13 protein-coding genes are annotated in these 15,764 nt (G+C 62.8%); 5 read left to right on the top strand and 8 right to left on the bottom strand.

The genetic code is table 11. From position 1 onward, the window contains the following. Positions 1-239: 239 nt before the first annotated feature. On the bottom strand, positions 240-827 hold the full coding sequence (locus tag VGD45_RS09340; protein WP_331155020.1) for an energy transducer TonB: 588 nt from the start codon (positions 825-827) through the stop codon (positions 240-242). Positions 828-998: 171 nt separating this feature from the next. Between VGD45_RS09340 and glnE the strand changes: the two genes are divergently transcribed. The 4 genes from glnE to pap are packed head-to-tail and all read left to right on the top strand — an operon-like array spanning position 999 to position 6,762. Continuing rightward, entirely contained in the window at positions 999-3,902 is a 2,904-nt protein-coding gene (glnE, locus tag VGD45_RS09335) for a bifunctional [glutamate--ammonia ligase]-adenylyl-L-tyrosine phosphorylase/[glutamate--ammonia-ligase] adenylyltransferase (RefSeq protein ID WP_331155019.1), read from the top strand. Positions 3,903-3,934: 32 nt separating this feature from the next. Continuing rightward, positions 3,935-4,135, top strand: coding sequence for a zinc-finger domain-containing protein (locus tag VGD45_RS09330; RefSeq protein WP_116809467.1), 201 nt, complete (start codon positions 3,935-3,937; stop codon positions 4,133-4,135). Between the two features lie 42 nt (positions 4,136-4,177). Continuing rightward, complete coding sequence (aguA, locus tag VGD45_RS09325) at positions 4,178-5,311, top strand: agmatine deiminase (protein ID WP_331155018.1); 1,134 nt, start codon at positions 4,178-4,180, stop codon at positions 5,309-5,311. Positions 5,312-5,313: 2 nt separating this feature from the next. Continuing rightward, positions 5,314-6,762, top strand: coding sequence for a polyphosphate:AMP phosphotransferase (gene pap, locus VGD45_RS09320; protein ID WP_331155017.1), 1,449 nt, complete (start codon positions 5,314-5,316; stop codon positions 6,760-6,762). A gap of 13 nt (positions 6,763-6,775) precedes the next feature. Here the strand turns inward: pap and VGD45_RS09315 are convergent, their stop codons facing one another. The 7 genes from VGD45_RS09315 to VGD45_RS09285 form a co-directional block, all read right to left on the bottom strand. Next, entirely contained in the window at positions 6,776-7,747 is a 972-nt protein-coding gene (locus VGD45_RS09315) for a DUF3187 family protein (RefSeq protein WP_331155016.1), read from the bottom strand. A gap of 7 nt (positions 7,748-7,754) precedes the next feature. Continuing rightward, positions 7,755-8,936, bottom strand: coding sequence for a DUF3570 domain-containing protein (locus tag VGD45_RS09310; RefSeq protein WP_331155015.1), 1,182 nt, complete (start codon positions 8,934-8,936; stop codon positions 7,755-7,757). A gap of 8 nt (positions 8,937-8,944) precedes the next feature. Then, positions 8,945-9,181, bottom strand: coding sequence for a DUF4266 domain-containing protein (locus tag VGD45_RS09305; protein ID WP_331155014.1), 237 nt, complete (start codon positions 9,179-9,181; stop codon positions 8,945-8,947). 12 nt (positions 9,182-9,193) lie between these two features. Beyond that, positions 9,194-9,688, bottom strand: coding sequence for a TlpA disulfide reductase family protein (locus VGD45_RS09300; protein WP_331155013.1), 495 nt, complete (start codon positions 9,686-9,688; stop codon positions 9,194-9,196). Positions 9,689-9,799: 111 nt separating this feature from the next. Next, positions 9,800-10,507, bottom strand: a complete 708-nt coding sequence (locus VGD45_RS09295; protein WP_331155012.1) for an outer membrane beta-barrel domain-containing protein — start codon at positions 10,505-10,507, stop codon at positions 9,800-9,802. Beyond that, complete coding sequence (locus VGD45_RS09290; protein ID WP_331155011.1) at positions 10,474-11,262, bottom strand: SH3 domain-containing protein; 789 nt, start codon at positions 11,260-11,262, stop codon at positions 10,474-10,476. The genes VGD45_RS09295 and VGD45_RS09290 overlap by 34 nt, the downstream gene beginning before the upstream one ends. Next, the gene (locus tag VGD45_RS09285) at positions 11,262-14,051 is read right to left on the bottom strand and encodes a hypothetical protein (protein ID WP_331155010.1); all 2,790 of its coding nucleotides are present in this window, start codon (positions 14,049-14,051) and stop codon (positions 11,262-11,264) included. Before VGD45_RS09285 ends, VGD45_RS09290 begins: the two co-directional genes overlap by 1 nt. A gap of 491 nt (positions 14,052-14,542) precedes the next feature. On the opposite strand from VGD45_RS09285, the gene VGD45_RS09280 reads away from it, so the two are divergent. Next, a complete protein-coding gene (locus VGD45_RS09280; protein ID WP_331155009.1) occupies positions 14,543-15,757 on the top strand; it encodes a hypothetical protein in 1,215 nt (404 codons plus the stop codon). Positions 15,758-15,764 lie beyond the last annotated feature (7 nt).

Genomic DNA, 15,764 nt, shown 5'->3' with positions numbered 1-15,764 from the left:
AGAGGCTTTAGGGCGAAGCCTGAAGCACTCGATCGCCTTGGCCTGTCCGCTGTCTGCGGACGGGGACAGCTGCTTGCAGCCCTCCTTGCGACCGAGACTAGGGGGATGAGTTCGGCGCGGGCGTGACGAGGATCAAATTCTGGCGTAGGAAACTGAGACACTGCCCGAAGGTTTGCACACAAAAAAGCAGGCCGGCATGGGCCCGGCCTGCAGCTCGGCTTGCTGAATGAGAGCGCGGATTATCCGGTGGTCAGACGGAAGGTGATGGCCACCTGAGTCCAGGCGCTGATCGGATTGGCGCCGTCGGTGGCAGCCACGAAACGCCACTTACGCACGGCCTCGATCGCGGCCTGGTCGAGTCGCGCAAAGCCACTGCTATTGGCGACGGTCACATCGCGCGGACGACCTTTCTCATCGACCAGCACCTTCAACCGAACCGTGCCTTCCTCACCCGCGCGTCGCGCAGCCGGAGGATAGGCGGGCTCGACTCGATTGCTGGCCTTCAGATCCTGAGCCACTGCACCGGACGCCGTGGTCGCGGCGATCGCATTCTCGGAAGCCGGCACCGCGGTCTCGGCTGGAGGCACAACGGGCTCGTCGAACTGGATCTCCGGCATCGGCTGCTCGGTCGGCATCACCTGATCGATCTCCGGCTTCACCGGCGCAGGCGGCTCGGGCTCACTCTGAGTCTGCTCCGGAATGAACACGGCCTCGATCGGCGCGGCGAACCGCGGCACCTTCACCACGCCCATGGTCGCGGCCAGACCGTAGATGATCAGAATGTGAATACCGATGACGGCCAGCGCCGGGCCGCCACGAGACAGCATGCCCTCGTTCCTCGGAGTTCCTGGTGCGTACATTCTTACCTCCACTTCTACACAGGCATGGCCTGCGAACTTGCTTATAAACGGACGGAATCACGCCAAGGTTCAAGGACCCTCGCCGAGGGGTTGTCGGCGATTGGCGGCAAAGGGAAAAAGTTCCGTACACTGCACGCTATGACAACGACGATTTCCGCCACCGCACGTGAGCTGCTCGCCAAGACCGAAGGGCGACTGGCAACCGCGCGCGAGGACAACCCCGAGATCTGGGCCTCGATCCTCAAGGACTCGCGCGTTGCAGAGTCGTTGCCACGCGTGTGGACGTGCAGCGAGTTCGTCGCCACCAGTTGCATCCGCTCGCCGTCGCTGCTGGCCGATCTGCTTGCCGACGGAAATCTGTTTGCACGCGCACCCGCCGATTGGCTCGCGGAAGAAATCGAAGCTCGCGTGCGGAAGGAAGTCACCACCGATTCGGAAGCCGAGCTCATGGAGTTCCTGCGCCGCTTCCGCAGACGAAACATGGTCCGCATCGCGTGGCGAGACATCGCCGGCTGGGCCACGCTCGACGAAACGCTGCACGACCTGTCCAAGCTCGCCGATGTTTGCATCGATCTGGTTTATCGGCGCATGTACGCCGCGCTGGTTGCCCGATACGGGACGCCGCGAGGCGTCGAGAGCGGTGAAGCGCAATCGCTGATGATTCTCGGCATGGGCAAGCTCGGCGGCCGCGAGCTGAACTTTTCTTCCGACATCGACCTGATCCTGCTGTATCCGGAAGATGGCGAGACCGACGGGGCTCGCGGCATCGACAACGCCGAGTTCTTCCTGCGCCTCGGGCAGAAGATCGTGCAGCAGCTGGCCACGCCGACCGTGGAAGGATTCGTCTATCGCGTCGACCTGCGCCTCCGGCCGTTTGGCGACAGCGGTCGGGTAGCGTTGAGCTTCACGTCGTTCGAACACTATCTGCAACAGCACGGGCGCGATTGGGAACGTTACGCCTACGTCAAAGCACGCGCGCTCACGGCCAAGGAGCAGTTCCATTCGCTCTACGATGAAGTGCTGCGACCGTTCGTGTATCGGCGTTATCTCGACTTCAGCGTGTTCGAATCCCTCCGCGACATGAAGGCGATGATCGCGCGCGAGGTGGAGCGTCGCGAGCTGAAAGACAACATCAAGCTCGGCCCGGGCGGCATTCGCGAGATCGAATTCATCGTGCAGGCGTTCCAGTTGATCCGGGGCGGCAGCGATCGACGTCTGCAGAGCCGCGAGCTGCGCGTGATTCTGCCGCAGCTGGTGGGCCAGCGGCTGCTACGCGAAGGAGCAGTCCAGGAACTGCAGGCCGCGTACGAATACTTGCGCGTGCTGGAGAACCGGCTGCAACAGTGGAATGACGAGCAGACCCATCAACTTCCCGAGGACGCGGTGGCGCGGGAGCGGTTGGCGTTCTCGATGAATGCCGCCAGCTGGGACGAGCTTGCAGCCACCACCAATGCTCACCGGCAACGCGTCGAGCGCTATTTCACTCAAACAGTGTTTGGGCCCGGCGAACGCACGGATGGCATCACCACCGTTGCAGAAACGTTCGATCTGGATGCTGACGCGGTGGAGCGAGCTCGCATGCTCACGAACTGCGGCGTGACGGATCTGGAGCCCATCAACGCCCGCCTCGAGGATTTGCGCACCGGCACGTACTACCGTCGACTGGATGAAACCGGCCGCCGGCGACTGCGGGAGTTGCTGGCTCGCATTCTGCCGATGCTTGCATCGAGCGCGACAGCGACGACGACGCTGGCTCGAATCCTGCGCATCTTCGAGATGATCGGCGGACGCACCGTTTATCTCGCCTTGCTGACCGAAAATGCCGCAGCCTTGCGTCGCTTGGTGGAGCTCTGCGCCCGCAGTCAGTTCCTCGCCGACCAGATCGCGGCTCAACCGTTGTTGCTGGACGAGCTGATCGACGAGCGCTTCATCGAAGAAGCGCCCTCGCGAGCGCAGTTCGCGGTCGATCTGGCAGCCTCGCGCGGCCGGATGCAGCACGAAGATCCGGAACGGCAAGTCGAGATACTCCGGCATTTCCAGGGCGCGGCGACGTTCCGAGTCGCCGTGGCGGATCTCACGGCCGGCCTGCCGTTGATGAAAGTGAGCGATCGCTTGACCGACATTGCCGAGCTCATCGTCCAGGAGACGCTGTCGCTGGCGTGGGCGCAGATCACGCAGAAGCATGGCGTGCCTCGTTACACGGATGAGCGAGGTGAGTCGCACGCGGCGAGCATGATCGTGGTCGCTTACGGCAAGCTCGGCGGGCTGGAGCTGGGTTACGGGTCCGATCTGGACCTGGTGTTCCTGCACGATTCGAGCGGCGAGTCGCAGAAGACCGATGGCCCGCAATCGGTGGAGAACACCGTGTTCTTCCAGCGCCTCGGGCAACGCCTCGTGCATTTGTTGACCGTGCACACCGCGTCAGGGCGCTTATACGAAGTGGATACTCGACTTCGCCCCGGCGGCAATCGCGGCTTGCTGGTGCAGTCTCTCGCCGCATTCCGCGAATATGAGTTTCACGAGGCCTGGACCTGGGAGCACCAATCGCTGCTGCGCGCCCGCGCGGTCGCCGGTGATCCGCGAGTCTGCGAAGAGTTCGAGCAGGCCCGCATCGATGTGCTGCGCAAGGCCGTCCGTCGCGAGGGTCTGAAGGACGAAGTGCGCAAGATGCGACAACGCATGCGTGACAATCTGTCCAAGGCCCGGCCGGGTCAGGTCGATCTGAAGCAGGACGCCGGCGGGGTCGCCGACCTGGAATTCCTGGTGCAGTTCTGGATGCTCGAATGGGCGGACCGCTATCCGGAGATCGTCACGTTCTCGGACAACATCCGGCAGCTGGAGAGCCTGGGCTCGGGCAACCTAGTGCCGCAGTCGAGGGTGGACTTCCTGGTGGACACCTACCGCAAGTACCGTCAGCGGCTGCATCGGCTGGCCCTGGACGGCGCCAAGAACGTGGTCAGCGACACGGAATTCGTCGAAGAGCGGCGCGGCGTCGTGGAAGTTTGGCAAGAGGTCATGCGCGGGGCGGGCGATCTGCGATAATCCGTCCCCTCCTGCTTATGCCGATGCCAGCCATGACGACTGAACCTGCCGCCAAGCTCATCCAGCCCAACGCCCAGAACCAGTACACCGTGACCGCGGCCGACCTGCCCCTGTCGTGCCCGATGCCGGGCATGCATCTGTGGAACTCGCATCCGAAGGTCTTTCTTCCGATCGAGAAGACCGGCTGGGCCAAGTGCCCCTACTGCTCGGCCGAGTACACATTAAGTCGGTAACACCTCACGCCCCCGCGTGAGTGGTTTGGTTACCATGGCCGGATGACAAAAACACTGGACACCACGCCGGCGGCCGACGGCTTTCATATGCCGGCCGAGTTCGAGGCGCATGACGGTTGCTGGATGCTCTGGCCGGAGCGGCCGAGCAACTGGCGACTGGGCGCCAAGCCGGCGCAAAAGGCTTTCGCCGCCGTTGCCACGGCAATCGCGACCGGCGAGCCCGTCACGGTCGGCGCATCTCGTGCGCAGTATCTACAGGCTCGGGCGATGCTCCCCGATGCGATCCGCGTCGTGGAGCTATCCAGCGACGACTCCTGGATGCGCGACGTGGGGCCCACGTTCGTAGTCAACAAGCGCGGCGAGATGCGCGGCGTGGACTGGGTGTTCAACGCTTGGGGCGGCATCAGCGGCGGCTTGTATTTCCCTTGGGACCAGGACGATCTGGTCGCCCGCAAAGTGCTGGAGATCGAAGGCTGCGATCGTTATCGCGCGCCGCTGGTGCTCGAGGGCGGCGCCATCCACGTCGATGGCGAAGGCACGTTGATCACCACCGAAGAATGCCTGCTCAGCCCACATCGCAATCCGCAGCTGGACAAGGGACAGCTGGAAATCCTGCTGCACGAATATCTGGGCATCACCAGCGTCATCTGGCTGGGCAAGGGCGTGATCGACGACGAGACCACCGGCCACGTCGACAACCTGTGTTGTTTCGCGCGCCCCGGCGAAGTGGTGCTCACTTGGACCGATAACAAGCGCGATCCGCAGTATCAGGTCTCGCAGGATGCTTACGAGCGTTTGATGGACGCGCGAGACGCGCAGGGCCGCCGTTTGAAAGTGCACAAGCTGCATCAGCCGGGTCCCCTCAAGCGCACGCATGAAGAGTCCCTCGATGTCGATGTCGCCGAGAGCGGCGGGGCCACCCGAAAGACGGGCGAGCGGCTGGCGGCATCGTACGTCAACTTCTACATGGGGAATTCCACCATCGTGATGCCGCTGCTCGATCCGAAGCAGGATGGCGCCGCGACGCGCACGTTGCAAAAGATATTTCCGGATCGGCGCATCATCGGCGTGCAGGCGCGCGAGATCCTGCTCGGCGGCGGCAACATTCATTGCATCACGCAGCAAGTACCGGCACGTAAAGCATCGGATGGCGGCAAGGCCCGGGCGAGGAAATAACCATGGCAGCTCCCCGCATCAGCAAGGCCGCGTTCGAGCGAACTCTGCCGAAACTGCGGGACGAGCTGCTGGACCTGCAACTGAAGTTGCACACTTCGAAGTCCTGCGCGGTCGCCGTCATCGTCGCAGGCACGGCGGCGGCGGGTCGCAGCGAGACCGTGAACGAGCTGCTCGAATGGCTCGATCCCAAGCACATCGGCGTGCATGCGCTGGGTGCTCCCAACAGCGAAGATCGCAGGTATCCGGCGCTCTGGCGTTATTGGCGCAAGCTGCCGGCCCGCGGCCGCATGACATTCTTCTTTGCCGGCTGGTACAGTGAGTATCTCAGCGGGCTCATCAAGCAGGACAGCAAGTCCAGGCATCACGATCAGCGCTCGGTCGAGCGCATTCTGCAGCTAGAAAACATGCTCGTGCGCGATGGCGTCCGTGTCGTGAAGATCTATCTGCACACTGACCATGAGACGCAGAAGCGAAGGATCGAGCAGCTGCGCGCGAGCAAACTCACGCGCTGGCGCGTGACCAAGGAAGATCGCTGGCAGGCGAAACACTTTCATCGAGTCAACGACGTCGTGCATGCTTGTTTGGAAGCGACCGATCATGAGACCACGCCTTGGCATCGCGTCGATGGCACGGACGAGGAATATCGGTTGCTCACTGTGGGCAAGATCCTGCGAGACGAGATTGCCGCGGGCTTGAAAGCCCGCGAGCAGAAGCCCGTCGACTGGCCGAGCGAGAAGCCGGCCAAAGTCACGACGATCAGCGTGCTACAGCCGCAGCGGCCGATCGATGACGACGATTACGAGCATCAGCTGGAAACGTTGCAGGGCCGCCTCGCACGACTGGTGCGCAAGTCGCGGTTCTGCAAGCACGGATTGGTGCTGGCGTTCGAAGGCATGGACGCGGCGGGCAAGGGCGGCGCGATCAGGCGCGTCACGCATGCGTTGGATGCGAGGATGTATCAGGTCGTGCCGGTGTCGGCGCCGACGCCCGAAGAAATGTTGTATCCCTATCTGTGGCGCTTCTGGCGACATATCCCCGCCAAGGGCTCGATTGCGATCTTCGACCGCTCCTGGTACGGCCGGGTGCTGGTGGAGCGGGTTCGCGATCTCACGCCCGACGCGGACTGGAAACGCGCCTATGCGGAGATCGTCGAGTTCGAGCGTCAGCTCACCGAGCACGGCTTGTTCGTTGCGAAGTTCTGGCTGGCGGTGAGCAAGGACGAGCAGTTGAAACGCTTCAAGGCGCGCGACGAAGATCCGTTGAAGCGCTTCAAGGTGGACAGGGAAGATTGGGCCAACCGGCGCTATTACGACGCGTATCAGGCCGCCGCTGCCGAGATGATCCGCCGCACGGACACAGAACACGCCAAATGGACCCTGGTGGCCGCCGACGATAAGAAACAAGCGCGGCTGACAGTTCTGAAGGCGGTGTGCGAAACGCTCGAACGTTGAAAAGTAATTCGCTTTACCAGCTTTGTTTCAGGCTCAGCAGGAAGACGACGTCGGGTGAATGCTCCACCGCGAGGTCCTCGCTGACGCCGAGGTCCAGCCGCCAGCCGGAAGCGAAGCGGTAGTCGCCGCCCACTGTGAGCACCACGGCTTCGTTCAAGAAGTCCAGATCGCTGTCGTAGGCTGCGGTGTGCGCGTCGATCTGCGCCTTCAAAGACAGGCCGCGCCACGTCTGCACGCTCACGCCCGCCATGCCGCTCCAAACGACGCTGCGTTGCTGATCCGCGAGCAGGTCGCCGTCGCCCAACCAGGTTGCCGCGCCCTGGCCGAATACGGACCACCGTTCGTTCAGTCGATGCAGGCCGGAGAGCAGCAAGGAAACATCCGTAGCGCCGCTGCCGGTGAGCTTGTCCGCATCGCCGGTGGGAAGTTTGACGCTCAGCCACGCCATCAACGCCGATTCGGCTGACGCGTGCATTCGATAGCCGAGCGCCGCCTGGATGTCCGCCAGGCCATTCGCCGAGGATCTGATATCCAGACGTCGCGCGCCATCGCGTACGTAGATGATGTTCAGCTGGTCGTCTGGTAATAACGGGCGCACGCCTTCGGCGAGGCCGAAGAAATCGTGCCAGCTGTCGATGAAACTATCGAGGTTGCCGCCGCCTGTGTAGCGATAAGGAAGCTGCACTTGCCAGGCGAAGCGATCCGAGATCGGGCGTTGCAGGGTGACTCGCGCCTCGCGCGTTTCGGCATCGACGAGCAGCACCTCGCCGTCACGATCCTGCAGCAGCGCCGTGCTGCCCCAAAAAATGTCCATGCCAGCCGCCCAGCCCTCGGCAACATGCGACGGCATGGCTGTCGGCAAGCCGAAACCGGCGAGCAGAGGATTCTCATCGCGTACCGTGAAGGGCGCGCCCCCGGCGCCGGGATGGGGATCGGCAAGGACGCTGCCCGATCCAAGCAGCAACGTGAGGGCGACGAACCTCACTTCGGGCCTAGAACCAGATCGACACGAACGCCTGAATCACGTTGGCGCCGAACTCGTAGAGCGGCTCGCTGCCAGCGGGGCGGAAGTTGGGATTGTCCGAAGGCAGGCGCGAGAAACGCGCGTCGCGGAAATCGTCGTACTTGAACTCGATGCGGTCGTAGAACAGATTCAGCGAGCCTTTCTTGACGAAGCGCCAGCCGCTCTGAGCAAACTCATAACTCGCGCCGATCCGGAACGCCATGCTGTTGAACGTGGACAGCTCCTTGTCGCGCGCCAGGAAGTTTTGCTGGTTCACCCGATCGAACAGATCGGAATAAAAGTCGGCGTTGCCTTGCTGGTAGTAGCGCACGCGGGTTTCGAACGTCCACTGCGGCTTGATCGGATGAACGTAGCCGAGCTCGAACGTATCCGCCCGGATGCCCCACGTATCCGTGAAGAAACGGTAGCCGCCATACACCGCCGCCCGATAGGGCAGGAAGTAACGGGCGTTGAGCGCCACCGCGTTACTGGTGCGCGTGCGGGGATAGATTTCCTGCTCGAGCACGAACTGACGGGCGTCGCTGGGATTGACGTAGCGATACGAGCGGTACGGGTTGTTCAGGAAGCCTTCGTCGGTGATCACTTCGAAGTTCACCGAGCTGATCAGCGACTTGGTGAGGATCTGCGACACGCCGACGCGATAGCTCATGCGATCGATTTCTTCCTCGAAGCTCGGATCGGTGGAGTTGCGCACCTTGTCCGAGCCACGCGAGAAGCCCATCGTGATGGTGGTCAGGTCGCCGAACAGATCCTGGCTGAGGCCGAAGCTCGCGGTGTTGGCTTCGTAATCGTTTTCTTCGCTGTTGGTGTAGCCGAGGTTGTACGTGGTCTTGCCACGCAGATATTCGAACCCCAGGCTGTATTGGTCGCGCTCTTCTTTGTATTCGCTCGCGCCGCTCACCTCGACGTCGATGGACGCGCTGGTGATCATGTCCTGATAGTAGTTGGCGCTGACGGCGTACTTCTCCGCCATCTTCTTGCGCACCAGCACGGACGGACCCTGAATGGTCACGCCGCCGCCTTCGTAGCGGTGATACAGCGCGTCGGCGCGATCGTCAGGCAATACGCCAGCCGAAGCGCACAGCGGCAGCGCGAGCACCGTTGCCGCGGCGAGGGGCCGCATCCAGGACTTTGCGAACAGCGAGGTCATGCGTCGTCTCAGTTACAACCGCAACCGCCACCGCCGCCGCCGAGCGCGCCTCGCGCGCCCTCACGAGCCTCGAACACGTGGTCCATATAAGAAGCCGAAATGGGATGAGGATTCGCGGCCATGATGGGATCGGCCAGCTGCTGGCGCTCGTAGGGCTTCACCCACGGCTCGATGTTGCCGCAGGCGGAGAGGCCCGAGACCAGCCCGAGAGCCAGTACTACCTTGACCGCGATTCCATTAGTCACGTTCGACCTCTACTACTCTTTTAGCAGCGCGCGGATCTGGTTCAGATACTCGCCTTCGTCGCCTGCCTTGTAGCCCTTGTGCAGGTAACGGATGTTGCCCTTGCGATCGATGAACACCGTGCTCGGCATGGCGTTCACGTCGTACAGCTTGCTGACCTTGCTGTCGCGATCGAACAGCACCGGGAACGACACCGGCGTGTCTTTCAACCAGCGTTCGGCATCCGCGGTGTTCGCTTCCACGTTCACGCCCACCAGGGTGAAGCCGAGCGCACTGTAGCGCTTGTGCATCTGTTCGAGAAGCGGCATCTCGGTGCGGCACGGGCCGCACCAGCTGGCCCAGAAGTTCAGCATCACCACTTTGCCCTTGAGCTGCTCCAGCGACACATTGTCGCCAGCTCGCGACGGCAGCGTGAACGACGGCGCGACCGTGGAGCTCGCGCTCACCAGGGAAGAAACAACCAACGCGCCGCACAGCGCCGCCGCGCGCATCCATTTGCCCATCGACATGAGTGACGATCCTCTATGACACAAGTGTCCTGTTTCTCTGGTCGAAAGCGGCCGAGGCCCTTTCGACACGCCGGCAAAAGGCGTGACTTTTGCCCGGCTTGGTATCGTCGCTCAGAAGAAAATCGACAAACCGAGATGCGCTTCTAGATTATTGACGATCTTCTTTTCGCCCAACAGGTCGATGTCGTAGATGTGGTCGCGTACGTCGAAGTGCACCGCCATCCAGTCCGACGGCAGCACGCGATAACCGAAGCCGCCATTCACGGTGAAACGATCGTCGCCCGCGAACGTGGTGCTGCCGATGCCGGCCACCAGATAAAACGCGCTGTTATATGCGCGATTCTTACCGACGAATATTTCACCGGGCAGCGCGTTCCAACCCATGGACAGCGCGTAATAGGTGTAGTCGCGATCGTCGTCATCCAGCAGATCGGCCGAGCCGGAGAGATTCTCGTAGCTGGTGCGGCCGGCGCGCGACTGCCCGACCGTGCCTTCCAGGAAGAAATCTTCGGTGAGGTGATAAGCGAGGCGCGCGCCGTAGACGACGTTGCTCTCGAAGTCCTCGATGCTCAGCACGCCGACATAGGCGCCGAGCTCGAAATCTTCCGTATCGATGCGCGAGCGTCTGATCTCTCGACGCTCGACCTGCGGTTCGATGATGGGCCGCTGATCCGGCTCTCCCGTGACAGGCTCGGCGTTCGCGGCGGGCGCGACTGGCTCAGGCCGATCGTCGCCACGGCCGCCCAGCATGGAGCAGCCAGGCAGCACGGTGACCGCGAGCAGGCTCAGAAAAAGAACGCGAAACCGACATACTTCCATTCGTCCACTTCCTCGTTATCGTTGCGGCTCGTGAAAATGATGTTGTGGCGATATTCCGCGAACCGCAACATGAAACGACGCGTCAGATAAAACTGCAGACCGCCGCCGACATAACCGACCTGGTCGTCGCGATCGATGGACTCCACCAGATTCGACTTGGGGTCGGTGTAGATGAGGCCGGTGCCCAGGGTGAAGTAGGGCGACAGCCGCCATTCGGGCGCGAACACGTGCACCAGGCCCAGGGTGGCGCTATAGCCATTCGAGAATTCGCCGAGGATATGAGTCAGGGTCAGCTCGATGGACAGGTTATCGCTGAACGCGTAACCGCCGAACGCCGACACCTCGCTCGCACCGTCGAAGTCGCCGCCGGAGATGCCGCCCTGCCAGCGTCGGCTCATATAGTTCTCGCGGGCCGGCTCCTGCAGGTCGAGCGGCTCGCCGGTGGGCTCGAGCGTCGCGATCATCTGCTCGCGCGGCGCCCAGCCTTCGATGCCCTGATCGGTGCGCAGCTGAAACCAGTCGGTGCGGCGCTTCACCAGCTCCACTTCACGGCCGCGCTCCACCACATGAAACACCGGATAGCCGCGGCCCGGGCCCGTATGCAGCTCGATGAACGGATCGGCGATCAGGATCTTGTGCGCGTCTTCGGAGAACCGGTCGTCGGACTGGTCCTTGCTCTGGTCTTCCGCGTGGGCCCCCGCCGCGAACAGCAACAGAATCCATAGACATGTAAGCGGCGTGAGCGACCGAGACATCAATTCTCCGGGGCGGTGAACGGGTCGTTAAAGTACTGCGCGCCGATGTCCAACCATTCGGACAGCAAGCGTAACTCACTTGGTGACATAAAGTCGCTATGGTCGACTGTGCCATCGGTGCTTTGCATCTTGTTGAAGAACCGCGGCGACGCGTTGGCGCCGCCGTTGACGTTCATGAGGGGCGGCACCTGACGGAATTCCACGCAGGTTTCCACCATGGTCACCGGATCGACCTCGGTGCGTTCGCAGATGGGTTCGAGCGCGGTCATGTCGGCGTTCAGCTGCTGGGCCTGACGGGTGAACAGCAACTGGCGATACGAATTGAACTGCAGCGGCTGAGCCTCGGACGGGCCGTCGGTCAGGTTCAGATCGCCGGCGGGCACCGCCGCCATGCCGGCCGCGTTCACCGGCGCATGACAGCTGTTGCACTTGTTGTTGATGACCACGCCGCCGGCGTCCACGTCCGGAACGCCGTCCATATTGGCGTCGACGAAGCGGTTCACGCCCCACAGCGGATGAATGTGCTGCTCATAATGAATGGTGATGCGGCACAGGCTGTTGATGTTGGTGCGGCACGCAGGCAGCACCGGCAGCGCCGAGCCGGTCGGCAACGAGTTGGCGCAGGTGAAGCGCGCCGACAAATCGGCCGGATCGGTCAGCACATTGTTCTGACCAGCGGCGTAGCAGGCGTCCACTTCGTTGGTGGTCGGCGCGGTGGTCAGCCAGTAATCTCTGAACGCCAGATCCACGCTCAGCGAGCAGGCGCCGCCGCACATCACACGGCTGCGAGCATCCGCCATGGTTTCACGCTCGTCGGCGAATATGGCTGGATTGGTGTTCGGGAACGCGGTGCCGGAGATGGTGGCGCCGGCGTACACAGAGTCCGTCATGCCCTTGCGACCGTGCGCGAATGACGGCGTGGCTCCGCCGTTGTGACAGCCGTTGCACGTCAGCTGCTCGCCCGGCTGCAGTTGCAGCCAGTTGGTGTGACGACCGCCGAGCGCTCCGCCAAGGCGGCGGCCGTTTGCATCGAGCACGCTGATGGAGAAAGCGACGTTCGCCGGAATCTTCACTTTCACCGAGCCGTCCGGTTCGACCGGCGCGTAACCCAGGATCTCACGCATGCCGAACGAGCGATTCGGGCCGAACGCCGTGGCGCTGAAGTCGCGCGTGTCGTTGTCTGGAATGGACACGGCTTTTTCAACTCGCAGGAAGCGCGCGGGCCGCGTGGCATAGCCAGGGTTGGCAGGATTGCTGACCGTGGCGATGCCGCCGGGCGCGGTGTCCACGCCGTCGATGTCGTACACACTGCGAATGCTCAGCACGCCCACGGCTTCCGTCTGCAATTCAGCTAGGAAATCGACGCCGGGCACCCGATCCGGAATCACCGTGGGCAGGTCGCGCTGCGAGCCGGAGACGACTTCGGTGTAAATGAAACCTTCCTGCGGTACGACGATGGGACGTTGAGTGTTTTCGCGGGTGTCGTACACATAGATGCCATATAGCGGCGGCGCTTCGACCGCGGCGGGATTCTGCAGGCGGTCGCTGGTGCAGGGAACGATGCGGTTATCTTCGATCAGGCGGCATTGCGACCAGCTCACCAACAGACGACCGGAGCCGTCGAATAAGGGCTGCGCCGAGCGATAGCGACCGCCGGGCGAGGGGCCGGAGATGGTTCGGACGTCGGTCGGCAGTGCGCGCGTCTGGGCCGGGCCGGTCATTCCGATATTGGCGGCGGCCGCGGCGCGCGTGTTGTCGACGTAAGTGTTCGTGTCGATCAGGATCAGATCGCCGCCTTCGCCCGTGCCCTGGAAAGGACGGATCAGCGATAACGTGCGTCCGTCCTGCATGGGGCGCGGGCTCAGGAACTGAATGGGACTGAGCGTGGTGGCCGGCGGCGGCAGGGGCGAGCCGGTGAGGTGGCTGTTCGCGCCGTATAGCAGTTGCAGATCCGTGCCGTCCGGATTGACGGAGTACAGATCGAACTGGTTGTCGTCGATGTGATGCTCCCAGCGCGTGAACACGATCCGGCCGTTGGCCAGCACCGCCGGATCCAGGTCGTGGCTCTGGTTGAACGAGATCTGGTGGATGTTGGTGCCGTCCTCGTCCATCACGTGCAGCACGAACGCCGGCTCGTTGTTGTTCTCGTCCTGTGCGGCGAACTGCGGTTTGTTTTCGTCGAGCAGAATGGCGCCCGACTGCTGCTGGCGGGTCGAGCTGAACACGATCCGGCCGTCCGGCAGGTAGTGCGGCATGATGTCGTGGCCTTCTTCCTCCACGATATCGGATTCGATGATGCGTCGGAGCGCTTTGCTCGCGACGTCGTATTCCCAGATGTTCCAGGTCGGTTGATCGTCCTCGTCGGCGTCTTCGATGAACCGGGCCCGCATCGAGAACAGCACCTTGCTGCCGTCATAGTTCACGTCGACGTCGCGGATGTCGCCGAGGCCCTGGGTCTGCTCGGCCGTGAGGTTCACTTCCGGCGCGGAGGTGGAGGCGCGATCGCGCATGTACAGATCGGCGCCGATTTCGAAGCGCAACAGCTCGCGCGCATCGGCATTCGCAAGCTCGTCGTCTTCAGGATCGGGAACCGGGCGCTTCACGTAGAACACCGGAAAATCCAGTGTCACGGGATCGGAGTTCTGGCCGCTGCCGATGGTCACGTCGGTGCCGCCGCCACCGCTGTCGCAGCCGCTCAGTAAAGCCGCAATGGCGCTCATGAGGAGCACCGCCGCGCCTTTGCGCACGGGGGCTCGATTCGACGCGTATTGCTGCGCCTGATGACTCATTGAAGCGTTACTCCGGATTGGTCGCAAGGATCAACAAAAAACATTTGCCATGGGCACATCGATATCGGAGGGGCGCGGCGGGGCGCCATCTTCGACGCGACATATTTCGCGATCCGTTAAGCGAGTCACAAGCGAGCGCGATATTCCCTGATTCTGCTGACGCAGTGGCAGGGCTTCGCCGCATTGCGTGAAGCGCCTCACATTCCCGCTGTGATCGAGTCGATATCAATGGCGCCCATGTAAACAGGGCCGACGGACTGCGCATCGTGGCGGCGAGACTACACGCGCGCGCGAAGCGCCAGACACTGTCTCCTGCACGCGACGTGTGGCGCTTGAGACAGTTAACCGACTGAAAACCCGAACGTATAGTCCGCCGGCGACTGTAAGAGGACCGCCGACTTTGTATGCGTATGGCGGACGGTCCCTCAGCGATCCGATTTCAGTAATTGTGGGCGCTGCCGAGAGTAGATCCCTGGCCCTGGATGAGCTGCATGAGCAACATGAAACGAAGCAAAGGAACCTCGCCGCTCGCGCAAGCAGCCGCGTTGGGGGTGGCACTGGCGACCTTGGCGTCCGGACAACAGGCGCTGGCCGATCCCGTTCAGCGTGCGCAGGCGCGTCGCATGTACGACCGCCTCACCGGCACGCCGCCCTCGACCGGCTTGCTGAACGAGCTGGAAGCGCAGCTCGGCAGCAACGGCAACAACCTCGAAGCGACGGCCATGTTCATCATGGATCCGTCCAGCACGCGCTCGAAAGATTTCTACAGCGTGACGCTGAAGAACTTCGCTTCGCCCTGGACCAATCGCGACCAGACCATCTTCGCGCCGCTGAACGATTACACCGCGACCGTGATCGGAATGGTGCGCGATGACGAAGACTTCCGCGAAATCCTCTGGCAGGACGTGCTGTATGTCGGCAGCGGCTCGGGCGTCCCGGCGTATTCGCCCACCAGCAATGCGCATTACGAGGCGCTGGAAAGTAACAATGCCGATCTGCGACAGGTGCTGTCGCCGACGACGCAGTCTTCGCTGAACGGCCTGCCGCCGGAGGCCACGGCCGGCGTCATCACTTCGCGCGCCGCCTCGGAAGCGTTCTTCATCGACGGCACCAACCGCGCGATGTTTCGTTTCACGCTGCTCAATCATCTGTGCCGCGACCTCGAGCAGATTCACGACACCACGCGCCCGACCGATCGCATTCGCCAGGACGTGACGCGCAGCCCCGGCGGCGACAGCAGCGTCTTCAACAACAACTGCGTCGGCTGCCACTCGGTCATGGACTCCATGGCGCAGGCGTTCGCGTACTACGACTTCGACGAGACTGCCGGCCGGCTGGTGTACACGCCGGGCCAGGTGCAGCCGAAGTACCTGATCAATTCGGACAACTTCAAGCCGGGCTTCGTCACGCCGGACGACGCGTGGGAGAACCGCATGCGCCTGCCGGGCCAGAACACTTTCCTCGGCTGGGATGGCACGCTGACAGGCAGCGGTAACGGCGCCAAGTCGATGGGCCGCGAGCTGGCGAACAGCACGGCATTCGCACAGTGCCAGGTCGAGAAGGTGTTCCGCACCGTTTGTTTCCGCTCGCCGGCCGCGACGGATCAGACGCTCGTGGACAGCGCTACGCTGCAGTTCAAGAGCAACGGCGATCTCAAGCGCGTCTTCGCGCGGACCGCTGCCCACTGTGCGGGTAACGGCAACTAAGCCCTGG

The organism is Steroidobacter sp., assembly GCF_036402275.1.
In the GTDB taxonomy this organism is placed as follows: domain Bacteria; phylum Pseudomonadota; class Gammaproteobacteria; order Steroidobacterales; family Steroidobacteraceae; genus Steroidobacter.
This window is presented reverse-complemented; position numbering and strand designations above follow the sequence as displayed.